At 39.0% G+C, this 20,232-nt stretch carries 20 protein-coding genes; 7 read left to right on the forward strand and 13 right to left on the reverse strand.

Annotated features, from left to right (window positions below; all coding sequences use genetic code 11):
- Window positions 1-68: 68 nt before the first annotated feature.
- Entirely contained in the window at window positions 69-377 is a 309-nt protein-coding gene (locus BTO23_RS11175; RefSeq protein WP_060992715.1) for a hypothetical protein, read from the reverse strand.
- 90 nt (window positions 378-467) lie between these two features.
- Complete coding sequence (zntR, locus tag BTO23_RS11180) at window positions 468-887, reverse strand: Zn(2+)-responsive transcriptional regulator (protein ID WP_060992755.1); 420 nt, start codon at window positions 885-887, stop codon at window positions 468-470.
- 284 nt (window positions 888-1,171) lie between these two features.
- On the opposite strand from zntR, the gene purH reads away from it, so the two are divergent.
- Together purH and purD are read left to right on the forward strand one after the other, a co-directional pair.
- Window positions 1,172-2,764: a bifunctional phosphoribosylaminoimidazolecarboxamide formyltransferase/IMP cyclohydrolase gene (gene purH, locus BTO23_RS11185; protein ID WP_105063494.1), complete on the forward strand. Its 1,593-nt coding sequence runs from the start codon at window positions 1,172-1,174 to the stop codon at window positions 2,762-2,764.
- Window positions 2,765-3,091: 327 nt separating this feature from the next.
- Window positions 3,092-4,384, forward strand: coding sequence for a phosphoribosylamine--glycine ligase (purD, locus tag BTO23_RS11190; protein WP_105063495.1), 1,293 nt, complete (start codon window positions 3,092-3,094; stop codon window positions 4,382-4,384).
- A 76-nt stretch (window positions 4,385-4,460) separates the two neighbouring features.
- Here purD and BTO23_RS11195 read toward each other — a convergent pair whose 3' ends face one another.
- Window positions 4,461-5,165, reverse strand: coding sequence for a DUF1481 domain-containing protein (locus tag BTO23_RS11195; protein ID WP_105063496.1), 705 nt, complete (start codon window positions 5,163-5,165; stop codon window positions 4,461-4,463).
- Between the two features lie 39 nt (window positions 5,166-5,204).
- A complete protein-coding gene (locus BTO23_RS11200) occupies window positions 5,205-5,477 on the reverse strand; it encodes an HU family DNA-binding protein (RefSeq protein WP_060992719.1) in 273 nt (90 codons plus the stop codon).
- 221 nt (window positions 5,478-5,698) lie between these two features.
- On the opposite strand from BTO23_RS11200, the gene BTO23_RS11205 reads away from it, so the two are divergent.
- Window positions 5,699-6,760: a CNNM domain-containing protein gene (locus BTO23_RS11205; protein WP_105063497.1), complete on the forward strand. Its 1,062-nt coding sequence runs from the start codon at window positions 5,699-5,701 to the stop codon at window positions 6,758-6,760.
- A gap of 96 nt (window positions 6,761-6,856) precedes the next feature.
- Here the strand turns inward: BTO23_RS11205 and BTO23_RS11210 are convergent, their stop codons facing one another.
- Window positions 6,857-7,450, reverse strand: a complete 594-nt coding sequence (locus BTO23_RS11210; RefSeq protein WP_060992721.1) for a YjaG family protein — start codon at window positions 7,448-7,450, stop codon at window positions 6,857-6,859.
- A 71-nt stretch (window positions 7,451-7,521) separates the two neighbouring features.
- Between BTO23_RS11210 and BTO23_RS11215 the strand changes: the two genes are divergently transcribed.
- Window positions 7,522-8,436, forward strand: a complete 915-nt coding sequence (locus tag BTO23_RS11215) for a D-2-hydroxyacid dehydrogenase (RefSeq protein ID WP_060992722.1) — start codon at window positions 7,522-7,524, stop codon at window positions 8,434-8,436.
- A 41-nt stretch (window positions 8,437-8,477) separates the two neighbouring features.
- Here the strand turns inward: BTO23_RS11215 and BTO23_RS11220 are convergent, their stop codons facing one another.
- The 3 genes from BTO23_RS11220 to nudC form a co-directional block, all read right to left on the reverse strand.
- Window positions 8,478-8,930 carry a tellurite resistance TerB family protein gene (locus tag BTO23_RS11220; RefSeq protein WP_060992723.1) on the reverse strand — a complete coding sequence of 151 codons (453 nt, stop codon included), beginning with the start codon at window positions 8,928-8,930 and terminating at the stop codon, window positions 8,478-8,480.
- Window positions 8,931-9,047: 117 nt separating this feature from the next.
- A complete protein-coding gene (hemE, locus tag BTO23_RS11225; RefSeq protein WP_060992724.1) occupies window positions 9,048-10,115 on the reverse strand; it encodes a uroporphyrinogen decarboxylase in 1,068 nt (355 codons plus the stop codon).
- A 119-nt stretch (window positions 10,116-10,234) separates the two neighbouring features.
- Window positions 10,235-11,026 (reverse strand): NAD(+) diphosphatase, encoded by a 792-nt coding sequence (gene nudC, locus BTO23_RS11230; RefSeq protein WP_060992725.1) that lies wholly within the window; start codon window positions 11,024-11,026, stop codon window positions 10,235-10,237.
- Between the two features lie 162 nt (window positions 11,027-11,188).
- Between nudC and BTO23_RS11235 the strand changes: the two genes are divergently transcribed.
- Window positions 11,189-11,671: an Rsd/AlgQ family anti-sigma factor gene (locus BTO23_RS11235; RefSeq protein ID WP_060992726.1), complete on the forward strand. Its 483-nt coding sequence runs from the start codon at window positions 11,189-11,191 to the stop codon at window positions 11,669-11,671.
- A gap of 49 nt (window positions 11,672-11,720) precedes the next feature.
- On the opposite strand, the gene BTO23_RS11240 is transcribed toward BTO23_RS11235, so the two are convergent.
- The 4 genes from BTO23_RS11240 to BTO23_RS11255 are packed head-to-tail and all read right to left on the reverse strand — an operon-like array spanning window position 11,721 to window position 14,090.
- Complete coding sequence (locus tag BTO23_RS11240) at window positions 11,721-12,554, reverse strand: CsgG/HfaB family protein (RefSeq protein WP_061005640.1); 834 nt, start codon at window positions 12,552-12,554, stop codon at window positions 11,721-11,723.
- Between the two features lie 22 nt (window positions 12,555-12,576).
- Complete coding sequence (locus tag BTO23_RS11245) at window positions 12,577-12,978, reverse strand: curli assembly protein CsgF (protein ID WP_060992728.1); 402 nt, start codon at window positions 12,976-12,978, stop codon at window positions 12,577-12,579.
- A 9-nt stretch (window positions 12,979-12,987) separates the two neighbouring features.
- Window positions 12,988-13,449 carry a curli production assembly/transport protein CsgE gene (locus tag BTO23_RS11250; RefSeq protein WP_060992729.1) on the reverse strand — a complete coding sequence of 154 codons (462 nt, stop codon included), beginning with the start codon at window positions 13,447-13,449 and terminating at the stop codon, window positions 12,988-12,990.
- Window positions 13,449-14,090 carry a LuxR C-terminal-related transcriptional regulator gene (locus BTO23_RS11255; protein ID WP_105063498.1) on the reverse strand — a complete coding sequence of 214 codons (642 nt, stop codon included), beginning with the start codon at window positions 14,088-14,090 and terminating at the stop codon, window positions 13,449-13,451. Before BTO23_RS11255 ends, BTO23_RS11250 begins: the two co-directional genes overlap by 1 nt.
- A gap of 257 nt (window positions 14,091-14,347) precedes the next feature.
- Here BTO23_RS11255 and BTO23_RS11260 point away from each other — a divergent pair, with 257 nt between their 5' ends.
- Window positions 14,348-14,917 (forward strand): curlin subunit CsgB, encoded by a 570-nt coding sequence (locus tag BTO23_RS11260; protein ID WP_060992731.1) that lies wholly within the window; start codon window positions 14,348-14,350, stop codon window positions 14,915-14,917.
- A gap of 22 nt (window positions 14,918-14,939) precedes the next feature.
- Window positions 14,940-15,884 carry a curlin associated precursor, CsgA like protein gene (locus BTO23_RS11265; protein ID WP_105063499.1) on the forward strand — a complete coding sequence of 315 codons (945 nt, stop codon included), beginning with the start codon at window positions 14,940-14,942 and terminating at the stop codon, window positions 15,882-15,884.
- Window positions 15,885-15,964: 80 nt separating this feature from the next.
- Here BTO23_RS11265 and rpoC read toward each other — a convergent pair whose 3' ends face one another.
- On the reverse strand, window positions 15,965-20,170 hold the full coding sequence (gene rpoC, locus BTO23_RS11270) for a DNA-directed RNA polymerase subunit beta' (RefSeq protein WP_060992733.1): 4,206 nt from the start codon (window positions 20,168-20,170) through the stop codon (window positions 15,965-15,967).
- Between the last annotated feature and the right edge of the window lie 62 nt (window positions 20,171-20,232).

Consider the following 20,232-nt stretch of genomic DNA (forward strand, 5'->3'; position numbering starts at 1 on the left):
GTTGATTAATTGACATAAAAAAGCCGATACCACATTTCTGTAGTATCGGCTTTTCAATCTATTACCTACTATGGCGGCCAAGCTCGTTTCTTACCACCACCAGCGCCAGCACCTGAGCGAATAAGCTCGACTGCTTTTGCTGTTTTCTCTTCAATTCCTTTCAAACGCTCATCAAGTTCACTTAAATCAGCTGAGGCTCCTGCTGTACTCGCTCCTTGAGCACCTCCGCTATCAATCATTTTAGCGATCTTAGCGTTCTGAGCTTCAATACGCTTAATGCGAGCATCAAGCTCCATTACTGCTTTCCCTTGCTCACTGATTTTTCTATCTATAACTTTCAGAGCGGAAAGCAATTTCATTACGTATTGTTTTTCCATTAATTGGCTCTCACCTAATTTTTGCTCGTATTCTTATACATTAACTATCGACCATTTTATCAACATCTTTAATAAACAGTCATAATAAATTTACGCTTTTTTCTCTTCTAAATCAGCCAGTGCCGAAAGAATTGAACAATGTGAGGCATCATCATCGATATGACCACAGCACGCATCATTAATGCTTTTCAATGCAGTGCGTATATCCGTTAGTTGTGCAATCTTCTCATCTATAATCGTTAACTTCGTTTGTGTGATCGATTTAACTTCAGCACAACTGTGTTTAGTAGCCTCTAGACGAATAGCAAGTAACTCTTTAATCTCATCAAGAGTTAGACCTAATTGCTTTGCTTTTAAGATAAAACGGATTTGCGCTAGATTTTCTTCATTATAAAGACGATAGCCGCTACTACTTCTTCCTGACGGAATGAGTAATCCATTTTTTTCATAAAAACGTAATGTATCACTGGTTACATTACAGTGTTTTGCCAATTCACCAATTAAATACATTTTCATTAACTCTAATCCCTCTTTGTCAGCGCCTATTTTCATTCTTTTTTAACAAAAAGGGCATCTTTTTTTGAGAATGCAATCGATTGCGGAAGCTTTTTTGTTTAACTTTAGTTAGAATATGCGCCATTACGTTGATGTGATGTTTCGCGCTTAACTCTTTATTAGGGTATTTCCCAAAACTGGCCAATTGCTGTTTGTTGTCTTTATCATTAAGAATGACAAACAGAACAAGTTCATTTTTGGCAAAAATCCTAACTTAATTCTAAAGGAAGAAAGTAGCAATGAATAACCCACGTCCGATCCGTCGCGCGCTAATTAGCGTATCTGATAAAACTGGTATTGTAGAATTTGCTCAAGCACTGACTGAACGTGGTGTTGATATTTTATCTACTGGCGGCACAGCTCGCCTGCTAGCAGAAAAAAATATTCCTGTAACAGAAGTATCTGATTACACAGGCTTCCCTGAAATGATGGATGGCCGCGTTAAAACTCTTCATCCTAAAGTTCATGGTGGTGTTCTTGGTCGTCGCGGTCAAGATGATGACATCATGGCTCAACATGGTATCAACCCAATCGATATTGTTGTTGTTAACCTTTATCCATTCGCTGAAACCGTAGCAAAAAAAGGCTGTACGTTAGCTGATGCTGTTGAGAACATCGATATCGGTGGTCCAACAATGGTTCGCTCTGCGGCTAAAAACCACAAAGACGTCGCTATTGTCGTTAATGCTCACGATTACGATCGCGTAATTTCTGAAATGGACTCTAACGAAAAATCACTGACTCAAGCAACTCGCTTTGATTTAGCAATTGCTGCATTTGAGCACACAGCTTCTTACGATGGCATGATCGCAAACTACTTCGGCACTATGGTTCCTAGCTACGGTAAGAATAAGGAAGGCGATAACGAATCTAAATTCCCTCGTACCTTCAACCAACAGTTCGAGAAAAAACAAGACATGCGCTACGGTGAGAACAGTCATCAAGCTGCTGCATTCTATGTTGAAGCTAATCCTGAAGAAGCGTCAGTATCAACTGCTCGTCAAATTCAAGGTAAAGCGCTTTCTTACAACAACATTGCAGATACAGATGCCGCTCTAGAGTGTGTGAAAGAATTCGACGAACCTGCATGTGTTATCGTTAAACACGCAAACCCATGTGGTGTTGCCCTAGGTGAAAATGTTCTTGAAGCTTATGACCGCGCTTTCAAAACAGATCCAACATCTGCATTTGGCGGTATCATCGCATTTAACCGCGAACTAGATGCAGCAACAGCAACTGCAATTACTGAGCGTCAATTCGTTGAAGTTATCATTGCTCCTTCTGTTTCTGCTGAAGCAATTGAAATTGTTGCAGCTAAGAAAAATCTTCGCCTACTTGAATGTGGTGAGTGGACAACTAAAACAACTGGCTTTGACGTGAAACGCGTTAACGGCGGTTTACTAGTTCAAGATCGCGATCAAGGCATGGTATCGGAAGATGAGCTTAAAGTGGTTTCTAAGCGCCAACCAACTGCTGAAGAACTAAAAGATGCATTGTTCTGCTGGAAAGTAGCAAAATACGTTAAATCTAACGCGATTGTTTACTCTAAAGGTGACATGACTATCGGTGTCGGCGCAGGCCAAATGAGCCGCGTTTACTCTGCAAAAATCGCTGGCATTAAAGCCGCTGACGAAGGTCTTGTGGTTGAAGGCTGTGCAATGGCATCTGATGCGTTCTTCCCATTCCGTGATGGTATTGATGCTGCTGCTGAAGCAGGCATTAAATGTGTTATCCAACCGGGTGGTTCTATGCGTGATGACGAAGTTATTGCTGCTGCCGATGAACATGGCATGGCGATGATCTTTACTGGCATGCGTCACTTCCGCCACTAGTTCTCTTGTCATCATTGGGGCGGTAACTGCGTTGACTACGCTCGCTTACCCTAATCACATAGCGAGCTATGCTCATAGGGATAAGCTCGCTTGTCGCCTTGTTAGCGCTCCCACTGATTTAAAGAGACCTCGAATAGTTGAATCGCGTAAGCACCAACTACTTTGAGCAAAACTTATTATTTTGTTTTTTTAAATATTCCGATATTTGAAATACGTAGAGCAAATCAGTGACTTTAGTTCAAGGAAAACACGCGGAGCTTATGACCATAAGTGAGCATGTTTGACACAGAAATAAAGGCTCTGAAGCAGCTATAAGGATTTTAAAACATGAATGTATTGATTATTGGTGCCGGCGGTCGTGAGCACGCACTAGGTTGGAAAGCAGCACAAAACCCAAACGTTGAAACGGTATTTATCGCTCCAGGTAATGCAGGTACAGCGCTTGAACCAAAATTAGAAAACGTGGCGATTGATGTTGAAGACATTACTGCTCTTGTTGCGTTTGCTAAAGAAAAAGAAATTGAACTGACTATTGTTGGTCCTGAAGGTCCATTAGTAATTGGTGTGGTTGATGCGTTCCGTGAAGCGGGATTACCTATTTTTGGCCCAACAAAAGCAGCAGCACAACTGGAAGGTTCTAAAGCGTTTACTAAAGACTTCTTAGCTCGCCATGATATCCCAACAGGTTACTACGCTAACTTCACTGAAATTGAGCCCGCATTAGCTTATGTCCGTGAACAAGGTGCACCGATTGTCGTTAAAGCCGATGGCCTTGCTGCGGGTAAAGGCGTTATTGTTGCAATGACACTTGAAGAAGCTGAAGATGCGATCAAAGACATGCTTTCTGGTAACGTTTTTGGTGATGCTGGTAGCCGTGTCGTTATCGAAGAATTTCTGGAAGGCGAAGAAGCAAGCTTTATCGTTATGGTTGATGGCGCAAGCGTTCTACCAATGGCGACTAGCCAAGATCATAAGCGTGTAGGCGATAAAGATACTGGCCCTAACACGGGTGGAATGGGTGCATATTCTCCAGCGCCTGTTGTAACTCCTGAAATTCATAATCGTATTCTAGAAGAAGTTATCTACCCTACAGTTCGCGGTATGGATGCTGAAGGCGCACCTTATACTGGCTTCCTATATGCAGGTTTGATGATTGATGCTGATGGCACTCCAAAAGTAATCGAATATAACTGTCGCTTTGGTGACCCAGAAACACAGCCGATTATGATGCGCATGGAATCAGATCTTGTTGAATTATGCTTAATGGCTATCGACGAAAAATTAGATGAAGCAGAATCTAAGTGGGATCCACGAGCTTCTATCGGTGTTGTTCTCGCAGCCGGCGGTTACCCTGGCGATTATGCAAAAGGTGATGTAATTGCATTACCAACAGCGGAAGTAGAAGGTCAAAAGATTTTCCATGCAGGAACAACAAACAACGCTACTGGAGAAGTAATAACTAACGGTGGACGTGTACTTTGTGCTACTGCACTCGGTAATACCGTCTCTGAAGCCCAAGAGCGTGCGTATGAGCTAACTAAACAAGTTAGCTGGAATGGAATGTTTCATCGTAACGACATCGGTTACCGTGCCATTGCTCGTGAATTAGAAAGTAAATAAGCATTACTTTTCTACAAATAGCAAAAAGGCGCTGATGATAGCGCCTTTTTTATTGTTTAATAATCTACAACTGGTATTAATCTTCAATAAGATTTGGACGCTCTACACACTTATAGCTGTCATCAGTTAGTAGCAATAACTCTGACATCTTCAACACTTTTTTATCTCGGTCAACTTCTTCACCTAAAAACGAAATAAAACTATCTAAACCAGATAATCTTGCCACCACAAAGTTAGGTAAAATTTGATTAAACTCTAATTGGTCGTACTGTTTACCATCACAAGAATAAAATGTTTCACCATCCCACTCGCCTTGATACAAAGAAACATTCTCTTTATCTAGACCTTCCACTTTTGTAATTAAATACTTAGATTGGTCTTGGAATTGAGCTAATTGATTTGGCATTAATGGAAAGATACGTCCATCTTTACGATAACGTTGATACACAGCCTCACCATTACCATTATAACGAACGTGCATCATGTAAGGGATCTGCCCATCAGAGCTATCCAACATTTCACCTTCCCTAACGGCTTCAACTAATACATTTTTTTCCCAGCGATAGGTGGTTTTATACCAACCATAATCACCCATAGTAACGTAATCAGAGGCGTTGAGAGGTTGTTGTAATCGACGAGTGTACCAATAGTAACTAGTAGCATCACCTTGGATTTGACCACCAGTAAAGGTAACTGATTTAATGCGTTGCTCACCTGATGGATTTGATGAACAGCCAAAAAGAAAAACGGAAAGAAGTAAGGTAGATAGAATGCGCTTCATAAAAATGCCGAGTTAAGGGTTAACTCGGCAAAGTATAGCTTAGTTCACTGATTCTTTCAGTGCTTTACCTGCAACAAATGCTGGAACATTAGCTGCTTTGATTTGAATCTCTTCGCCAGTCTTAGGATTGCGACCAGTACGAGCTGCACGGTGGTTTACTTTAAACGTACCGAAGCCAATAAGTTGAACCTGTTCGCCATCTTTAAGTGCGCCAGTTACGCCTTCTAGAGTCGCTTCAAGGGCTGCTTTTGCTTGTGCTTTTGATAGGTCTGCTTTTTCAGCAATAGCGTCAATTAACTGGGTTTTATTCATTAGGGTTTCCCTTCTATTTTTTTAAAATCCCGTTAACTCTAATGCATAAAGCCCCCATCTGGCAAAGGTTTGTCACGCTTCTTGCTACAGAATGCGTGTTCTTTAGGCACAAACTGAGTAACGTCTCACAATTTGTTACTAATTTTCATTTCTGAGTCATTGTATTTTGGTCAATGAGCACCCATTTTATAAGGGCTTGCTTACTTTTTTTGAGATTAATAATGTTTATTTTATCCATCTATATCGCCATTTCCATCAGCGTATCTTTTATATGTTCTGTTCTTGAGGCTATTTTACTCAGTATCAGTCCTAGCTACCTAGCTCAAATGCGACAGGAAAATCATCCTTCTTCAGAAAGATTAACGCAATTAAAAAATAATGTAGATCGCCCTTTAGCGTCAATTTTAACGCTAAATACAATAGCCCATACGGCAGGTGCTGCTGCATCGGGTGCTCAAGCCTCTATCGTCTTTGGTAGTGAGTGGTTAGGTGTTTTCTCTGCGTTCTTAACGTTCGCAATTTTATTATTCTCAGAAATTGTTCCAAAAACAATTGGAGCAACTTATTGGCGCCAACTTGCACCACTAGCAGGAAGAATGCTTTATTGGATGGTTTTATTATTAACTCCTGTAGTGTGGGCATCTGAACAATTAACGAAACGCTTAGCTCGTGGTCATCAAGCACCTAAGTTAAGAGATGAAATTGCTGCGATGGCAACTCTTGCAAAGGAGAATGGTGAGTTCGCTGAAGGTGAATCTAAAATATTAACAAACATCTTAAATATTAAAGATGTCCCTGTAACTCAAGTAATGACACCAAGAACAGTATTGTTTCGTGTGAATGCAGAAATGACGGTTGAAGGCTTCCTAAAAGAACACATGGATACGCCATTCTCTCGCCCGCTAGTTTACAGTGAAGACAGCGACAATATCATTGGCTTTACTCATCGCTTAGAGTTGTTCTCTGCAATGCACGAAGGTCAAGGAAAACGTCCTCTAGGCTCTATCATGCGTCCAATTCAAGTTGTAATTAGTACGTCTACCCTACCAAAAGCATTTGAGCACTTAATGAAGCATAGAGCACAGCTTGCTTTAGTTATTGACGAATACGGTACGGTCCAAGGTTTATTAACCCTTGAAGATATATTTGAATATATGGTCGGCGAAGAAATCATTGATGAGGCAGACAAAACAACAGATATGCAGCAACTTGCTCAACAACGTTGGACAAATTGGAAAACGAAACACGGTGTAATTGATAATACAGACGAAGAAGAGCGCTAAAAAGCGAGTGTAAACATAAAGGTGTTAGCAAGCCCCTTTAGATAAACATAAAAAAACCGATGAATTCCATCGGTTTTTTTATATGAAGACAAAAAATTAATATTGCAGCTCTAGGCCAATATTACTCACATTTTCGTCTCTTAATTCTTGGCGTAAATCTTTAATTAAATCAATATCGCGCTCTTCAGCTTCACGCAGTGGTCGGAAGATGGCCCATTGAACATCCCATTCTTCACAAATCACTTCGATCTCTTTTTGATTTTCATCTGTAACTTCTTCACCTGTTTGTGCTTCAACTAATTGAGCAACTGTCGTTACTGATAGTTGACTAACTTTAAACATAGCATCTTCTAATACATCGCGATCTAAAATCCCATGCAAGAAAGTAGACAATGCTACACACGCATCGATAGCAGGGTAAGTTAGATAAATTGAGTCATCATTTAACTCAGGGATCATTTCTTCAAGTTTTTCTAATTGACGTTCAAAATTAATCTTGGCATTTTTAACGGTCAACAGCTCCCAAATACTATCTAGAATAACTCGATAGGTTTGAGGCTCAGCAAAGCCTGTTGCTTCACAATAATGCGCGTAGTTTGGGTACATACGCTCACATAAAGAAGCCATAAAAGTTATTTGTTGCCATGGTTCAAATTTTTCTAAACGAACTTGGATAGGATTGCGTAACATATACGATTCTACACTATAAAAAAATGACGCTTTAAGTGTACTTGATAACCACGAATGACAAAAGGAAGGTTATGAATAAATTACTTATCATTTCAAAAGAAAAAGGGAAATACCTCTCACTTTTTGAGCAATCAGATCTTCCTGATCTTGAAATTTGTCATGATCTAAGAAAAGCAGACATTATTCTTGCCGATCCGCCACTTATTACAGACCTTCTTAACCAATGTGAACGGGTTGAATGGCTTCAATCGACTTTTTCTGGTATCGACGCTCTAGTACAACCGCATTTAAGGCAGGATTATGATCTTACCAACGTAAAGGGGATCTTTGGTCAACAAATTTCAGAATATGTTTTAGGTTATTGCATTCAGTACTTTCGTCATTTCACTCAATATGCCAAGCAACAAAATGAGAGGCAATGGCAACCTCATAGCTATACTTCATTATCAAACAAAACTATGGTTATTTTAGGTACTGGCTCTATTGGGTGCTATCTTTCAGTTACTGCCAAAGCGCTTGGTTTTACTGTTTACGGAATTAACCGTTCGGGGATCCCACCAAAAGAATCTCCTTTTGACCAAGTCTTCCACATCACTGAGATTAACACCGCCTTTAAACAAGCAGATGTCATTGTTAGCACTCTTCCCAAAACAGAACAAACGATAGATTTATTAAATACAGTGACATTAAATCATGGAAACGGAGCTTTATTATTTAATGTGGGTCGTGGAGAAGTATTAGATAATTATGGTTTATTACATGCATTGGAGAATAAAACCATTTCTCACGCTTTTCTGGATGTATTTATTAATGAACCATTATCTCAAGAATGCCCATACTGGTGCCACCCAAACATTACAGTGACTCCACACATTGCTGCTATAAGTTTTCCAGAGCAAGTTTTCGATCAATTCTCTATCAATTACCTACGTTGGCGTGATGGGTTCTCTTTACTTAATTTGATTGATTTTGATAAAGGGTATTAAAAAATAATAAAGCCTGTAAATTTACAGGCTTTTAAATAGAGTTATTTTTTGGGTGCGGCAGATAACTTGGCACGAATAAACTCTAAATGGTCAAGATAAATCAGATCAGCAACCTGACGAATAACGGCCTCTTCCATAGGTTCAATCACTCCATCAGCATAAGCAACAGACCACATAGCCTCTATTAATTCATAACGCTCTTGTGGCATTAGAGCACGAAGCTTCGTTGTAAATTCGTAAAGAGATACCGATGCTTTACTCTTACTTATTGCTTTAATTAATAACTGCTTGGCTTGCTCTTCATTAATATCAAGCAGCTTCATAAGCAATTGAAGTTTTGCATCATCTTCTCTTTGATCACTTTGATGATCCGCTCTAGACACTTCACATAACAAAGATGCCATCGCTAAATGCATAGAGGCAATATCTGTCGCACCGCTATCTGTTCCATCATGCATTACTTTTCGCAATAAGGTTTGTAATTTTTTAAACATAATGGCCTCTTTTAAGTTTTCTAGTTATTTCTATGACAACAAAAGTATATCTCTGTTCCAATAAAAAAGGAGACTGCAATGAGTCTCCTTTCGCGATTAAATCTTTAAACTAAGATTTTATTTATGGTATGGCTTAGATAAATCATGCACCGCTTCAACAAACACACCTGCATTTTCAGGCGGAACATCTAAATGAATACCGTGACCTAAGTTAAATACGTGACCAGTGCCTTCATTACCGAAACCTTCCAGAATTGTACCAACTTCTTGACGAATTCGTTCAGGTTGTGCGTAAAGAATTGATGGGTCCATATTGCCCTGTAGAGCAACTTTATCACCTATACGTGCTTTTGCATCTGCAATGTTAATTGTCCAATCAAGGCCTACAGCATCACAACCTGTTGCTGCAATTGATTCTAACCACATACCACCATTTTTAGTAAATAGCGTAACTGGAACACGGCGTCCTTCATTTTCACGAATTAAACCATCAACAATTTTATGCATGTATTGCAATGAAAATTCATTATAATCACGAGGAGTTAATACACCACCCCATGTATCAAATACCATCACTGATTGTGCACCCGCTTTAATTTGCGCGTTTAGGTATTCAATAACTGTATCTGCTAGTTTGTCTAACAATAGATGTAATGTTGCTGGCTCTGCATACATCATTTTTTTGATCTTAGTGAATGCTTTTGAGCTTCCACCTTCAACCATGTATGTCGCTAGTGTCCAAGGGCTACCAGAAAAACCAATCAGGGGCACTTCGCCTTTTAGATCTTTACGGATCTGACGGACCGCATTCATTACATATTGTAGCTCACCTTCTGGATCTGGAAGGCCAATTTTAGTCACATCTGCTTTACAGGTAATTGGTCGTTCAAATTTAGGACCTTCACCGGCTTCAAAATACAGTCCTAATCCCATTGCATCAGGGATTGTTAAGATATCTGAGAATAAAATGGCTGCATCTAGAGGAAAACGACGTAAAGGCTGAAGTGTTACTTCTGAAGCAAGTTCTGCATTTTTACACAAAGACATAAAGTCTCCTGCTTCTGCACGTGTTGCTTTATATTCTGGAAGGTAACGACCAGCTTGGCGCATCATCCAAACTGGAGTGTAATCTACTGGTTGCTTTAATAACGCACGTAAATAGCGGTCATTTTTTAATTCTGTCATGATCTTTCCTCATATTAGATCTCGCTATTGTAGCATTCAATTTGATGAACAAAAGCCCACCTTTGCTATCGAGATCATATTTAACCAATCTTCTATATTCTACACGCTCTGAGTTCTTATCAGAGCATCGACCGATTAATATTTTTTCTTACGTTAATCTCATCAAGCGTCAATTCTATTAGCGATCTGGCTATCGTTCCTTTTGGAGCAAGCTCTGGCAAGTTATCTTGATAGTACCAATCTGCTTTTATTAGCTCATTGGGATCAACCTTTATTTCTCCAGAATCATAATCGGCCATATAGCCCATCATAAGACTTGAAGGGAATGCCCAAGGCTGACTGCCCACATAACGAATGTTTTTTATCTTAATTCCCGTTTCTTCAAACACCTCACGTTCAACCGCCATTTCTAGCGTTTCCCCAACTTCGACAAAGCCTGCCAACACGGTAAATAAGCCGCCTTTATGCCTTTGATGTTGAGCTAATAGAATCGTGTCATCTTTGCGAATGGCAACAATGATTGAAGGGAATATTCGAGGATAATGTAACTTACGACACTCGTTACATTGCATCGCAATTTGATTAATATTAAGTTGAGTTCGACCACCACATTGAGGACAAAAACGAAATTCTCGAGCCATAAAACCATATTGAATAGATTTACTTATCATTAAAAAAAGAGATTCTTTAACAAGTAATAATTCTCTTAAATTAGTAAATTCTACTGTCTGTTCTATATGCTCATCGTTCAGCCACATCACTGGATGGTTGTCATAATTACCAATACATATCGCATTTTCAAAAGGTAAATTTAAATCAACAGCACTGCCACAAGGCAGAGTTTTCTCTTCTAACCAAACTGCAGAATCATTTACGACACACCAATACGCTTTTGTATGTTGGTCTAACATCTTTATCATAACCCTCTTGCAGCAATCAATATTTACTGGCAATCTTAATAAACATAATAATGAGTGTATACCTTAGTAATTCTTACTGAAACCGCATTTTGAAATTACTTAGGTATTGATATAAAGCGTTAGTTTATTGCTTGCAACTACAAGGATATCGTTATGCTTACTAAACTAAATCAATTCCAAGAACAATGGGGCGGGAATAACGACGTTATTGACCATTGGCTGTCAACTCGCCAAGATTTATTGGTTGAGTATTGTAAATTGGCAGGTCTTCCTCCGTTTGATACCTCAACATTCTCCCTCCCACCATTTTTTGCAATCCAGTCTTTCACTCAGCATCTCATCGACTATATTTCTGAAGGGCATTTCAAAATCTACAATATGGTGATGGCAAAATGGGATGCTACAGGCTTTTCTCCAACGGAAGAAATGAGTCAGCTATACGCAAACATCACTAAAACAACAGATCCGATTCTTAATTTCACAGATAAATACTCAAAAGATGATGAAGATCTTCTATTGAAAGATTTTGATAAAGATTTCTCAGCATTAGGGGAAATTATTGAAATGAGATTTGAACTAGAAGATGGATTAATTGAACAGATTTCAACGAGTTTAAGCCACCCACCAGGAGCTTAAAAATAAATAGAGTGTTTAGATTATATTTAAACACTCTATTTATGTGATCTTATAATATTTGATTGGTTTCTGATGCATATTTACGGAATATCGGATTTTCGGTTCCTGCGGGGTTAGCTGGACGCCATAAACCATCTTCAATACCTTTAACAATAAGGTGGATAACAGCAGAATCAATTGCTGACATTAATGCTATGTTTACTGGTTCATTATTTGTATAACCTAATTCTACTTCTAACAATTCTTTGTAATCGACAAATCTAAATGCTCCAGCTGATACTTCATAAGATAAAATCGTTTTACTTGTCGTTACACTTGTTAAAATTTTCCCACTTCTAACATCTACAGCCCTAATATTTACCGTTACTTGATCGGCTCTATACTGACCAGAACCGCCAATGCCTAAATATCGAGCACCAACCCCACCAGTTTTAATATTAGAATCATAAGCAACAATGCCTCCTTCTATCATTACATTTGCAGATAACAAGGAAGGTAATGTTGAGCCATGATTACTAATCGATTCTTGTTTTTTTTGTGCAGCCCGAATAATCTTTCTTTCTGTTAATAAATTCTGTAAACCTTGTCTTTCTAATGGAAAAAACCATTCAGAATCGAGTAATGCCATCGTTAGAAGAGCCGTTCCCCCTTGTGGTACAGCCGTTGAAAAATTACTGTTTGGTTGAGGCTTATATTGTCCTGTTTGATCCCTAAAATCATAAACAGAAACATAAATTTTCCCTTGTGGTTTAGGTAGTGAAATCAGGTCGACATAACTTGCACCACGTTGCATCAATGTTGGTAGCTCAGAAGTATCTGGCACATCAATTGAGTTAGAACAACCTGAAATAATAAGTAATAAAAGTAACATTGAATATTTCATTGCTGATTCCTTAGCTTAGAAATTAATCTGGAGTGAGCCCACTAACTTGTATCTCAGAAGTTTCACCCGTTTCTTTATCAACAATTTGAATAAGCAATGCCCCTGAATCATCTACAATATTTAAGATGAAATCATCGGTAACTAACTGCCCAGTATTACCATTACCAACATCGGCAAGTAACTGACTAATTAGACGAGACTCTAAACTTGAAGTCAGACGATCTAGTGCTGATTCTTGTTCGAATAATGAATCATCTTGTGGTCCTTTATAATCATTAATCGCATTTGCACCAGCAAACAAATGGCTTGTATTTAGAGGGTTTCCCCCAAAATTAGGATTTACTGGTGTATACACAAGTTCACTAGCTTGGCTTAAGCTTATAATTGCACTGAATAAAATAAAGAAAATCATCCTTATTTTCATGTTACATCCTTAGATCTCTGGGAAATCGAGATCATACGTATCTTTAAATAATTTCTCCGTTTGCCACCTAACAATATATCTGTCCACCGCCTCTATAGCCTGCTCTGCTTTCTCTTCAGCCTGTCTTTGACCAGGAGAAAGCGCTCCTCGATAGATAACTTTGTCAAAATGATAAACCCCTATTATGCTTCCTGATAATGCTGTTGGCCTTTCTTTTACCGTTAGATTGACGTCTAAATCATTATGCTTACTGTTCATTTTTATCGAAAACGAAAAATAAAAATCTTTACCTAGACGAGTTAATGTTCTGTCTATTATTAATCCATCAATTTCAACAAGATCATCGACCTCATCAACACTGCTCTCTTCTAAAGCTTTTGGTGACTCTAAAATTATTCTATTTTCAGCACCATTAACAATAAGAGGAAATAAAAAGAAAATGCATATTTTAAATAAAATATAAAGTTTCATTATTTTAATCCTTCAAAATCATAACCTTTGGCCCAGAGCATTGCTTGTAACCTATTTCTTACATTTAATTTTTTAAATACATTATGCAAATGTGTCTTAACTGTATTCTCACTAACAAAAAGAGCACTCGCTATATCAACATTTGATGAACCAAATGAAAGAAGTTGTAATATTTCTTTTTCTCTTGTCGTTAGAGATACAGATGTCGTTAATATCCCATTTTGTTTTGAACGATATATTGAAATTAAGTCATTCGTTACTTTACGGCTAAGCCATAATTCACCATCAATTATCTTCTTAACACCTTCAGATATAATATTGACATTATCTCTTTCATAAAAAACACCAACAACACTGGGATATTTCATTATATTTTTTGTTATATTCTCGTCAGTTACATTAAATAATATTTCTTTCGCCTTTATCTTATACTCCGTTATTACAGATAAATATTGCTTATATTTTTTATCTGTTTGATTTTTAAAATCCAAAATAACTAACATTTCATCATCTTGATTTCCTTTAGTACTTAGTACCTCACAGTCAACTATCATTATTTTTTTATTAGATGTTTTCTCTAATAAATCAATAAGTAAAGAAGAGTACAAAGTTGGGTTTGAAGATAAATAATAAATGTTCATCTCTGCCCTCCATAAATGTTGTTATTTAAAACTAGTTCAAAAAGACTATATATCCACCGAATTATTAAGTAATAACTAAGTAGTTCATCGCTTGTTTCATTTTTGAGAAAAAATAATCACAATAAAAGCAGCACTTCTAGTACTTTAGTTTATTTATCTTATTAATAAATATCATAATAAAGTTTATGGTGCTTCTCTGAGTAAATTCCATACTTTTTAGGTAGCAAATGAGCTATCAAGAAAAGAGGGATACTGATATGAAAAAATTATCAGTAAATTATCTTTATTTATTAATGGCTGTCAGTAGTTATACATATGCAGATTTAGATTTAGGTATCAATGAATTTAATGCACCTAACGAGCTAACTGAATTATCAGAGCTCAATACTGGTCATAGCAATAATGCCATTGTAGAACTGACTAATTCGACCAATTCTCGAATAACTATTGTCCAACATAATGTAAATGGAGTGGGAAGTAATAAAGCAAAAGTAAAACAAGCTGGTTATAACAATACAGCGGCAGTATTACAGCTTGGGAGCAATAATACAGGGCTAGTCATCCAAAATGGTAACAATAATTCCGCCTCCCTAGATCAATGGGGTACAAATCATGAAGGCGCTATTTTACAAAATGGTAATGATAATATCGCCCATTTAAGACAAACGGGTAATGACAAGCAAAATGTAGTAAACCAAACAGGTGATTCAAATATTGCAGCGGCAGTGAATAAAAATAATGGTGCAGGTTTTTCCATTAATCAGACTGGCAATCAAGGAATTATCTTAGTAAATGGAATGGATAGATTCATATCCATCATAAATTAAAATCATTTCAAGGAAGTTTATTATGAAAAAGCTAGCAATCGCAATCTCAACTATCTTACTTTCTGGTGCAGTTTATGCCGGAAATACAGCAGATGTAGAGTTATTTAATGCAGATGATAATGACATTAATATTTTCCAATTATCTCCAGCTGTTGGTAATGACGCCGATGTATTAATCAGAAATTCAGATGATAATGAAGTCGATGTTTATCAAATGGGCCGCCATAACGAAGCTGTAGTTCGAGCTCGTAATGGCAGTGATGATAATGACCTAATGATAGAGCAAGATGGCCGCCATAATAGAGCTGTACTAAAAGCCCGCTTTGGTAGTGATGATAATAACTTATCTATTGAGCAAGATGGTCGTAATAATCTAGGTAAAGTTCTTGCTTATGGCAGTGATGATAACAATGGATTAATAGATCAACGTGGACGAAGCAATAAAGCCAATATCAATTTTGATAGTGCAGAAAATAATGTAAATAATAAAATTGTACAAAGAGGGCGTCGAAACGAAGGTGATATAAGCATCATGGGAGGTTCAGACAATGGAACTCTTAAAATTCACCAAAAAGGACATGATAACGATTCTACAATCCATGTTTATGGTGGGTCAGGTAATGATGCATTAACAAAAATTAATGGTAATGACAACACAACTTATACTGCATTCTATGCAGGTGCATCAGACAATGATACGAACATACGTATGAAAAATGATTCACTAGATAACACTGTTTACGCAGTTGTTGTTGGTGGTAGCTTTAATGAAGCAGATGTAACAATTGATGCAAGTAATGATAACTATCTTACTGTTGCTCAATGGGGCAGTGACTCTGATGCTACTCTTACTTTAGAAAACGGTTCAAATAATAACTGGATGATGGTTAACCAAACTAACAATGATTCAGCTACAGTTATGGCAGATAATAGTAGTAATAATATTGTTGTAATCACACAATTATAATTACTGCTACATAACTATTTAAAATATAAAAAAGCCCTGTATTTCTACAGGGCTTTTTATTTAGCGTATATCGAAATCAATTACTCTTCAGAAGAGAAACCTGCATTCAATAGTGCAGCTAAGTTATCAGTCGCTTGCTCAGCAGATGGCGCTTCTTGCGCTGCTGCTTTTTGCTTTTGACGTTCTTGGTGGTACGCGAAACCTGTACCCGCTGGAATTAGTCGACCAACGATTACGTTTTCTTTCAGACCACGTAGCTCATCACGCTTACCAGAAACAGCTGCTTCAGTAAGTACGCGCGTCGTTTCTTGGAACGATGCAGCAGAGATGAACGACTCAGTAGCAAGAGACGCTTTAGTAATACCTAGTAGATCACGTTCGAAACGAGCTGGTTGTTTGCCTTCTGCTTCAAGCAGACGGTTTGCAATCGTTACGTTAGCGAATTCTAGTTGCTCACCTTCAAGGAAGGTAGAGTCGCCAGAATGTGTAATCGTACACTTACGTAGCATTTGACGAACGATAGTTTCAATGTGCTTATCGTTAATCTTAACGCCTTGTAAGCGGTATACTTCTTGAACTTCGTTAGTGATGTATTCAGTCACTGCATGGATACCACGTAAACGTAGGATATCGTGCGGAGTTTCTGGACCATCAGAGATAACATCGCCACGTTCAACTTTATCACCATCAAAGATGTTAAGTTGACGGTGTTTATGAATCATTTCTTCATAAACTTCGTTGTTATCGTCACGAGTGATCAATAAGCGTACTTTACCTTTAGTTTCTTTACCAAACGCAACAATACCTGCGTGCTCAGCAAGAATTGCTGGCTCTTTAGGTTTACGAGCTTCAAATAAGTCCGCAACGCGTGGAAGACCACCGGTAATATCTTTAGTACCACTTGACGCTTGAGGAATACGAGCTAGTGTTTCACCGATACCTACGTTACCACCATCTGCAAGGTTAACAATCGCCTTACCAGGTAGGAAGTATTGTGCTGGCATTTCTGTGCCAGGGATCATGATGTCACGACCATTCGCATCAACAAGTTTCACTGTTGGACGCATGTCTTTACCAGCAGAAGCTCGCTCAGCCGCATCAAGGATAACAATTGAAGATAGACCTGTTAACTCATCAGTTTGAGTCGTAATTGTCACACCATCAATCATGTCCACGAATTGAACTTGACCTTGTACTTCTGTGATGATTGGCATTGTATGCGGGTCCCAAGCGGCGATCTTATCGCCTTGAACCACTGCATCACCATCTTTCTTAGAAAGAATAGTACCGTAAGAAAGCTTATAGCTCTCTTTTGTACGGCCATGCTCGTCAATAACTGTCAATTCAGAAGCACGAGAAGTAATAACTAAGTTACCTTCGCCATTTGTTACGTGCTTAGCATTATGAAGTTTAATCGAACCTGTCGTTTTAACTTGAATGCTGTTGTCTGCTGCAGCCGTAGATGCCGCACCACCGATGTGGAACGTACGCATCGTTAGCTGTGTACCAGGTTCACCGATTGATTGAGCAGCGATAACACCTACTGACTCACCTTGGTTTACCATGTGGCCACGAGCCAAGTCACGACCGTAACAGTTAGCACAACAACCGAAGTCAGCTTCACAGCTTACTACTGAACGTACTTTAATTTGGTCAACTGAGTTTTCTTCAACGATTTGACACTGCTTCTCATCAAGAAGCGTGTTACGTGGAAGAAGAATCTCATCTGTACCTGGTTTCAATACATCTTCAGCAACCACACGACCTAGAACACGCTCGTGTAGAGGCTCTTTAACATCACCACCTTCAATTAGAGGGATCATGGTTACACCTTCCAGTGTTCCACAGTCATCTAAGTGAACGACAACATCTTGAGCAACGTCAACTAAACGACGAGTCAGGTAACCTGAGTTCGCTGTTTTAAGTGCTGTATCGGCAAGACCTTTACGCGCACCATGCGTTGAGATGAAGTATTGGTTTACGTTTAGACCTTCACGGAAGTTCGCCGTGATAGGTGTTTCGATGATTGAACCATCAGGTTTCGCCATCAGACCACGCATACCAGCAAGCTGACGAATCTGAGCTGCAGAACCACGAGCACCGGAATCGGCCATCATGTAAACGCTGTTAAACGATTCTTGTTGCTCTTCTTCACCATCACGGTTAAGCACTGTTTCTGAAGACAAGTTATCCATCATCTCTTTAGCAACTTGTTCATTCGTTGCTGCCCAGATATCGATAACTTTGTTGTAACGTTCGCCTGCAGTTACAAGACCAGATTGGTACTGTTCTTGAATTTGCTTAACTTCTTCTTCTGCATCAGCAACTTTAGTGTACTTAGCATCAGGGATAACCATGTCATCGATACCAACAGACGCACCAGACAATGCTGCGTATGCGAAACCGGTGTACATGATTTGGTCAGCAAACACTACTGTGTCTTTTAGACCAAGAGAACGGTATGCTTCGTTTAGTAGGTTAGAGATTTGCTTCTTACCTAACTTCTGGTTAATGATGCTGTAAGGAAGACCTTCAGGAACGATCTGCCATAGCATTGCACGACCAACAGTCGTATCAACCAGTTTAGTTTCACGAGTTTCAATACCGTTTTCATCACGAAGAACTTCTGTGATTCGAACTTTAACGCGAGCATGTAACTCTGCACAACCTGTACGGTATGCTTTCTCAGCTTCAGCAAAACCTTCAAGGTACATGCCTTCGCCTTTCGCGTTAATTTTGTCACGTGTCATGTAGTACAGACCTAATACAACATCCTGAGAAGGAACGATGATTGGGTCGCCTGATGCTGGCGACAGAATGTTATTCGTCGACATCATTAGGGTACGTGCTTCTAATTGAGCTTCCAGAGTTAGAGGTACGTGTACCGCCATCTGGTCACCATCGAAGTCGGCGTTATATGCCGCACACACAAGTGGGTGAAGCTGAATCGCTTTACCTTCGATTAGTACTGGTTCAAACGCTTGAATACCAAGACGGTGAAGTGTTGGTGCACGGTTAAGCAGTACTGGGTGTTCACGAATTACGTCATCTAGGATATCCCAAACGATCGCTTCTTCACGCTCTACCATTTTCTTAGCAGCTTTGATTGTCGTAGCAAGGCCACGACCTTCTAATTTGCTGTAGATAAATGGTTTAAATAGTTCAAGTGCCATCTTCTTAGGAAGACCACACTGATGTAGACGAAGGTATGGACCTACTGTAATTACAGAACGACCAGAATAGTCTACACGTTTACCAAGCAAGTTCTGACGGAAACGACCTTGTTTACCCTTGATCATATCAGCAAGAGATTTCAGAGGACGCTTGTTAGAACCTGTAATCGCACGACCACGACGACCGTTATCAAGCAGCGCATCAACAGACTCTTGCAGCATACGTTTTTCGTTACGTACAATAATGTCTGGTGCAGCTAGGTCTAAAAGACGCTTCAAACGGTTGTTACGGTTAATCACACGACGGTATAAGTCATTTAGATCAGACGTAGCAAAACGACCGCCATCTAGTGGTACTAGAGGACGAAGATCTGGCGGAAGTACTGGTAGAACAGTTAAGATCATCCACTCTGGATTATTTCCAGATTGAACGAATGCTTCTACAAGTTTCAAACGCTTAGTCAGTTTCTTACGTTTTGTTTCAGAGTTAGTTGTTTCTAGCTCTTCACGCATGTTCTCGATTTCAGCTTGCATGTCCATTGAACCAAGCAAGTCTTTAATCGCTTCTGCACCCATCTTAGCAGTAAATTCGTCACCGAACTCTTCTAGCTTATCAAGGTATTCTTCTTCAGAAAGAAGTTGGCTGCGCTCTAAGTCAGTCATACCTGGCTCTGTAACCACATATGATTCAAAGTAAAGTACACGTTCGATATCACGTAGAGGAATGTCCATTAACAAACCAATACGAGATGGAAGTGACTTAAGGAACCAGATGTGTGCAACAGGAGACGCAAGCTCAATGTGGCCCATACGGTCACGACGAACTTTAGTTTGCGTTACTTCTACGCCACATTTTTCACAGATAACACCACGGTGCTTCAGGCGCTTATATTTACCACATAAGCACTCGTAGTCTTTAACTGGGCCAAAGATACGTGCACAGAAAAGACCGTCACGTTCTGGCTTAAAGGTACGATAGTTGATTGTTTCTGGCTTTTTAACTTCACCAAAAGACCATGAACGAATTTGGTCAGGTGAAGCAAGACCGATTTTGATTGCATCAAATTCTTCAGTCTTATGTTGTGCTTTCAGAAACTTTAATAAGTCTTTCACATTCGGCTCCTGTAAGGAGAAAAAAGGCGCTCGGCGAGCGCCTTATATTCTACCGAACAATC

Source organism: Aliivibrio sifiae (assembly GCF_002954715.1).
GTDB lineage: Bacteria > Pseudomonadota > Gammaproteobacteria > Enterobacterales > Vibrionaceae > Aliivibrio > Aliivibrio sifiae.